Here is a 3,074-nt window from a genome sequence, read left to right on the forward strand (position 1 = left end):
AACTTTAATAATATTTATATATTTAATTGAATTACTAATACGTTGTTCATTAGATATATAAAAGTTATAACTAATATTTTCTAACTACTATACTATTTTTAGATTTACTTATCAGCTTGTATATACATTCATGCTATAATGTTAGTATAATTTTATATTTTAGAAAGGAAATTTTTTCATGCATACAGTCGATACAAAATCTCAACTAGATTTAGCTTTAAAAAACAGAGAAAATAAAATTACTATAACTGATAAAAGAATTGTAAAAGGATTGAAAGTTCTTGATAACGTAAATATAAAAGATTCAGATAGAAATAGATGTAAATACAGCTTAAGAAATAAAAGTGCCGATTCAGCCTTTATGGGCTCTATAGGCTTTGCTCCTATGATTGCTGGTATGGCTAATATTTCATTTTTACAAGGAATGGGTGTTATCTCTAGTGTAGGACTTCATGAAACTTTGGTCATATTTGCTGATTACAATATTAAATTTAAAAATGATACAATTGTGTTAAACAAAATATAATTTTGTAATGAAAGTAAAAAAGCAATTAGTTCAAGATAAATATTTTCCTGTACTAATTGCTTTTATAGCTTTATTCTAGTTTATATATTTTCTTTTAAGTTACTTTTTTTTACTACAACTTGAGAAAAAGTAATTGCTGCTATTCCACATATAAACATTAACCCTGGATAATAAAGGTATTTTATTATTTCAACTGGGGATATTCCAGCTATTCCTGATGCAGTTAATAATTGTGCTCCATAAGGTATCACTCCTTGCCAACAAGATGAAAATATATCTAATATACTAGCTGTTTTTCTTGGATCTATATCATATTTTTCAGCAATATCTTTTGCTAAAGGTCCCGCTGTTACAATTGCTATTGTGTTATTAGCAGTACATAAGTCTATAACGCTTACTAATGCTGCTATTCCAAACTCTGCACCTTTCTTGCTTTTTATTTTACTAGTTATAAAGTGTAGTATATAATCAATGCCCCCATTAAACTTAATTAGCGATACAACTCCTCCAACTACAATTACTAATAAACTTAGTTCATACATTCCACCTAATCCTTCTGATATAGCACCTATAAATCCTAAAATACCAAATGAATTAGAAAATATCCCTACAGCTCCTGCAAATAATATTCCACTTCCAAGTAAAACAAATACATTTACACCTATTAAAGCTCCTGCTAAAACTAATATATACGGTAAAACTTTTATAATATTATACTCATAAGATTGAGTTGCTACATTCTCATATCCAAGTGTTACTACTGTTAAAATTATAGCTGTTGCAATAGCTGCTGGTAATACTATTAAAAAGTTCATTTTAAATTTATCTTTTAATTCACATCCCTGTGTTCTTACCGCTGCTATTGTTGTGTCTGATATCATAGATAAATTATCTCCAAACATAGCACCTCCAACAACTGCCCCTATTACTAATGGAACTGGAATACCCGTTTTTTGAGCTACTCCTATCGCAATCGGTGCTAATGCAGCTATAGTCCCAACTGATGTTCCCATAGATATTGAAATAAAGCACCCTATAATAAATAATCCTGCTACTAAAAGATTTGATGGCAATATTGATAAACTTAAATTTACAGTTGAATCAACTCCACCCATAGCCTTTGCTACGCTTGAAAAAGCTCCAGCTAATAAAAAGATAATAACCATTAATATAATATTTGTATCTCCTGCACCTTTACAAAATACATTCATCTTAGTTTCTAAATTTTCTTTTTTATTAAATAATAAAGCTATACCTCCTGCTATTAAGAAAGCCACTAATGCTGGCATCTTATAAAAATCCCCAGTTATAATTCCACTTCCTACAAATAATACTAAAAATACTCCTAATGGTAATAAAGCTAATGGATTACCTCTTTTTGCTTCTTTTTTCATTGTTTAATCTCCCTTCATTTTTTATTGTTTTAACATAACCTCAATTTTGGGAATAAAAAAACTCCCGAGCCTAAGAACTTAATCTTAGGAACGAGAGTTGAATTCGTGTTACCATCCTAATTTATTTGTATTTCGCAATACAAACCTCATCAAGTACGCCAAAATTTTGGTTATACTCTATCACTGTAACGGGTGAACCCGTTGTAGCCTAAATCATAAAGATCTCGGTACACAGCTCCAAGGCCATTTTCACTTTAATATCCCTTGCTTTTTCTCACCAACAAAAGCTCTCTGTAAAAGTATTCTTAAAGTTACTTTCCTTTTCTTCGCCTTTAATTTTATTTATATTTTACATATTATACATTTTATTATACTTTGTCAACCATTTTATAGAATTTTCTAAAAATTCATTCGCATCCCATTATTTTTCAACCATTTGATCCTTTCCTTATAATCCGGTAAAATTTTTTCCACAGCCAAATAAAAATCCTTAGAATGGTTTCTGTGCTCCATATGGCACATTTCATGTACAACTATATAATCAATTATTTGTATAGGCATCATAGAACATCTTAAATTAAATAGTATTTCATTTTTATAAGTACAACTAGCCCATCTTGACTTCTGATCTTTAATTTTTATAGAAGTTACTGTATCTTCAAAAAAGATCTTATAATAGCTTATTCTTTCTTTAACAATGCCTAAGGTTTCATCCGTATACCATTTTTTTAAAGCACGTTGTATCACATCTTTATTATTAGAGTTTGACCTAACTATTAATTTATTATTTTCTAAACTAACAATAGTTCCAATTGTACTTTTATCTATCAAAACTTCTAATATGTACTCATTACCTAAATATAAAAATATATCTCCACTTTTATAACTCCTTGTATATCGATTATTATTTAAAACCTCAATTTCATCTAATTTTTTTATTATCCAATCAGATTTATTTTTCACTTTATCAACTATAAAACTTTCGTCCAAACCATTAGGCGCAATTACATTAATAATGCCATCTCTTTTAATTTCTAAACTCATAGTTTTCCTTTTTCTATAAATTACATTAAATCTTATTTCCCTATTTTTATACATAAATGTAACTTCCATAAATTATCTCCTGACAACTATTTTTTAATTGTTACCAATTA

3 protein-coding genes and 1 other annotated feature are annotated in these 3,074 nt (G+C 28.3%); of the genes, 1 reads left to right on the plus strand and 2 read right to left on the minus strand.

Going from position 1 to position 3,074, the window contains the following annotated elements; all coding sequences use genetic code 11:
* Positions 1-178: 178 nt before the first annotated feature.
* The gene (locus tag VN21_RS11380) at positions 179-526 is read left to right on the plus strand and encodes a hypothetical protein (RefSeq protein ID WP_046823388.1); all 348 of its coding nucleotides are present in this window, start codon (positions 179-181) and stop codon (positions 524-526) included.
* 80 nt (positions 527-606) lie between these two features.
* Here the strand turns inward: VN21_RS11380 and VN21_RS11385 are convergent, their stop codons facing one another.
* Complete coding sequence (locus VN21_RS11385; RefSeq protein ID WP_046823389.1) at positions 607-1,920, minus strand: Na+/H+ antiporter NhaC family protein; 1,314 nt, start codon at positions 1,918-1,920, stop codon at positions 607-609.
* A gap of 83 nt (positions 1,921-2,003) precedes the next feature.
* Positions 2,004-2,256 (minus strand) — a binding site (T-box leader).
* A gap of 63 nt (positions 2,257-2,319) precedes the next feature.
* Positions 2,320-3,033, minus strand: a complete 714-nt coding sequence (locus tag VN21_RS11390; RefSeq protein ID WP_046823390.1) for a M48 family metallopeptidase — start codon at positions 3,031-3,033, stop codon at positions 2,320-2,322.
* Positions 3,034-3,074 lie beyond the last annotated feature (41 nt).

The organism is Paraclostridium benzoelyticum, from assembly GCF_001006285.1.
In the GTDB taxonomy this organism is placed as follows: domain Bacteria; phylum Bacillota; class Clostridia; order Peptostreptococcales; family Peptostreptococcaceae; genus Paraclostridium; species Paraclostridium benzoelyticum.